Origin of the sequence: Brevibacterium sp. RIT 803, from assembly GCF_016892625.1 — a bacterium.
Lineage (GTDB): Bacteria > Actinomycetota > Actinomycetes > Actinomycetales > Brevibacteriaceae > Brevibacterium.
The window spans coordinates 1-3,501 of the sequence record NZ_JAFEMW010000008.1 but is presented as its reverse complement, the minus strand read 5'-3'; the positions used below and the strand labels follow the sequence as shown (position 1 = coordinate 3,501).

The window sequence follows — 3,501 nt, the reverse complement described above, 5'->3', positions numbered from 1 at the left end:
CACCAGTGGTGTGTTGTTATGTAATGTGATTTTTCTTGTGAAATCCGAAAGTGTTTTTTTCGCGCATACAAGTATCGACTGACAGAAATGTTGTTGGTATGAGTGTGTAAGAGCGCATGGTGGATGCCTTGGCATCAGGAGCCGATGAAGGACGTGGAAATCTGCGATAAGCCTCGGGGAGCCGATAAACGGGCTGTGATCCGAGGGTGTCCGAATGGGGAAACCCCGCCATATGAGAGTGTGGTGACCCGCATCTGAATATATAGGGTGTGTGGAGGGAACGCGGGGAAGTGAAACATCTCAGTACCCGTAGGAAGAGAAAATAAAATATGATTCCGGGAGTAGTGGCGAGCGAAACTGGATGAGCCTAAACCGTGTCAGTGTCAAGCGTGCTGGTGTTGCTGACTCGGTGTTGTGGGGTATGCGTGTTCGGTCCAGCATGACCGGAACGTTGATGTGTGTTGCGTGTAGTCGAAGCTGGTGGGAAACAGTACCGCAGTGGGTGAGAGTCCCGTAGACGAAACATGTGACCCCGACGTTATGCATGTCCCCGAGTAGCACGGTACTCGTGGAATGTCGTGTGAATCTGCCAGGACCACCTGGTAAGGCTAAATACTTCCTGATGACCGATAGCGGATAGTACCGTGAGGGAATGGTGAAAAGTACCCCGGGAGGGGAGTGAAATAGTACCTGAAACCATGTGCTTACAATCCGTCAGAGCCTCCTTGTTGGGGTGATGGCGTGCCTTTTGAAGAATGAGCCTGCGAGTTAGCGGTGCGTGGCGAGGTTAACCCGAGAGGGGTAGTCGTAGCGAAAGCGAGTCCGAATAGGGCGTTTGAGTCGCGTGTCCTAGACCCGAAGCGGAGTGATCTAGCCATGGGCAGGGTGAAGCGTGTGTAAGAGCGCGTGGAGGCCCGCACCCACTTCAGTTGAAAATGGAGGGGATGACCTGTGGTTAGGGGTGAAAGGCCAATCAAACTCTGTGATAGCTGGTTCTCCCCGAAATGCATTTAGGTGCAGCGTTGCGTGGTTCTTGCCGGAGGTAGAGCTACTGGATGGCTGATGGGCCCCACCGGGTTACTGACGTCAACTAAACTCCGAATGCCGGTAAGGTTCAGCGTGGCAGTGAGACAGTGGGGGATAAGCTTCATTGTCGAGAGGGAAACAGCCCAGACCATCAACTAAGGCCCCTAAGCGTGTGCTAAGTGGGAAAGGATGTTCAGTTGCGAAGACAACCAGGAGGTTGGCTTAGAAGCAGCCATCCTTGAAAGAGTGCGTAATAGCTCACTGGTCAAGTGATTGAGCGCCGATAATGTAGCGGGGCTAAGTACACCGCCGAAGTTGTGGCAGCATCCCAATAAGCCGTAATGGTGGGGTGTTGGGTAGGGGAGCGTCGTGCTGGCAGTGAAGTCGCCGTGTGAACGAGTGGTGGAGCCGGTACGAGTGAGAATGCAGGCATGAGTAGCGAAAGACGGGTGAGAAACCCGTCCACCGGATGACCAAGGGTTCCAGGGCTAGGCTAATCCGCCCTGGGTAAGTCGGGACCTAAGGCGAGGCCGACAGGCGTAGTCGATGGACAACCAGTTGATATTCTGGTACCGACGCTCAACCGTCAATACCAAAACACACGATACTAACCACGTCGCTCACCCGTGATGTCTTCGGATGTCTGGTTGGTGTGTGGTGTGGGACCTGAGTGTGGAGTCGGTAAGCGCGAGGTGTGACGCAGGAAGGTAGCCAGGCCACGCGATGGTAGTCGTGGTCTAAGGTCGTAGCACGTGGGGGTAGGTAAATCCGTCCCCACTCATAGTGTGAGAGCTGATGGGCGCCCCATTTTGGTGGGGTGATCTGGTGATCCTATGCTGCCGAGAAAAGCATCGGCGTGAGGTTGTGTGTTGCCCGTACCCTATAACCGACACAGGTGGTCAGGTAGAGAATACTAAGGTGATCGAGAGAATCGTGGTTAAGGAACTCGGCAAAATGCCCCCGTAACTTCGGGAGAAGGGGGACCATCCTGGTGAAGCCAACTTGCTTGGTGATGTGCTGGTGGTGGTCGCAGAGGCCAGAGAGAAGCGACTGTTTATTAAAAACACAGGTCCGTGCGAAGATGTAAGTCGATGTATACGGACTGACGCCTGCCCGGTGCTGGAAGGTTAAGAGGACTCGTTAACCCGTAAGGGTGAAGCGGAGAATTTAAGCCCCAGTAAACGGCGGTGGTAACTATAACCATCCTAAGGTAGCGAAATTCCTTGTCGGGTAAGTTCCGACCTGCACGAATGGCGTAACGACTTCTCTGCTGTCTCAACCACGAACTCGGCGAAATTGCATTACGAGTAAAGATGCTCGTTACGCGCAGCAGGACGGAAAGACCCCGAGACCTTCACTATAGTTTGGTATTGGGATTCGGTGTGGTTTGTGTAGGATAGGTGGGAGACTGTGATACTTCAACGCTAGTTGGGGTGGAGTCGTCAAGTGAAATACCACTCTGACTATACTGGATTTCTTAACTTCGGACCCTGATCGGGTTCAGGGACAGTGCCTGATGGGTAGTTTAACTGGGGCGGTTGCCTCCTAAAGAGTAACGGAGGCGCCCAAAGGTTCCCTCAGCCTGGTTGGCAATCAGGTGTCGAGTGTAAGTGCACAAGGGAGCTTGACTGTGAGACGGACGTGTCGAGCAGGAGCGAAAGCTGGGACTAGTGACCCGGCCATGGCTTGTGGAAGCGTGGTCGCTCAACGGATAAAAGGTACCTCGGGGATAACAGGCTGATCTTGCCCAAGAGTCCATATCGACGGCATGGTTTGGCACCTCGATGTCGGCTCGTCGCATCCTGGGGCTGTAGTCGGTCCCAAGGGTTGGGCTGTTCGCCCATTAAAGCGGTACGCGAGCTGGGTTTAGAACGTCGTGAGACAGTTCGGTCCCTATCCGCTGCGTGCGTAGGAAATTTGTGGAGGCCTGTCCTTAGTACGAGAGGACCGGGACGGACGAACCTCTGGTGTGCCAGTTGTACCGCCAGGTGCATGGCTGGTTGGCTACGTTCGGGAAGGATAACCGCTGAAAGCATCTAAGCGGGAAGCCTGCTTCGAGATGAGATTTCCAACCCCACTTGTTGGGGGTGAGGTGTCCTATAGATTATGGGTTTGATAGGCCGGGTATGGAAGCACTGTGAGGTGTGGAGTTGACTGGTACTAATACGCCGATCACTCATACAACCTTTTTTGTTGGTTGGTGTGTGCGAGTAACGTTTATGGGTTTCATAAGATTGTAACGAGTCACGTTATGTGTGGTGTTCGCGTTCGCTGTACGGTTCTTGGACCGCTACTCCGCTCTTAGAGGACTGTGAGTTCTTGGGGTGGTTGGTGGTTTGTTGGTTTTGCGGTGGTGATAGTGGTGGGGAAACGCCCGGTTAACCGTTCCGATCCCGGTAGCTAAGCCCATTCGCGCTGATGGTACTGCAACTTGGTGGTTGTGGGAGAGTAAGTGACTGCCGCAATATTTTTTGA

2 rRNA genes are annotated in these 3,501 nt (G+C 53.6%); both read left to right on the top strand.

What is annotated here, in order from left to right:
• Positions 1-96 precede the first annotated feature (96 nt).
• A 23S ribosomal RNA gene (locus JTF07_RS20190) occupies positions 97-3,210 on the top strand.
• Between the two features lie 162 nt (positions 3,211-3,372).
• Positions 3,373-3,491, top strand: a 5S ribosomal RNA gene (gene rrf, locus JTF07_RS20185).
• Positions 3,492-3,501: the final 10 nt, after the last annotated feature.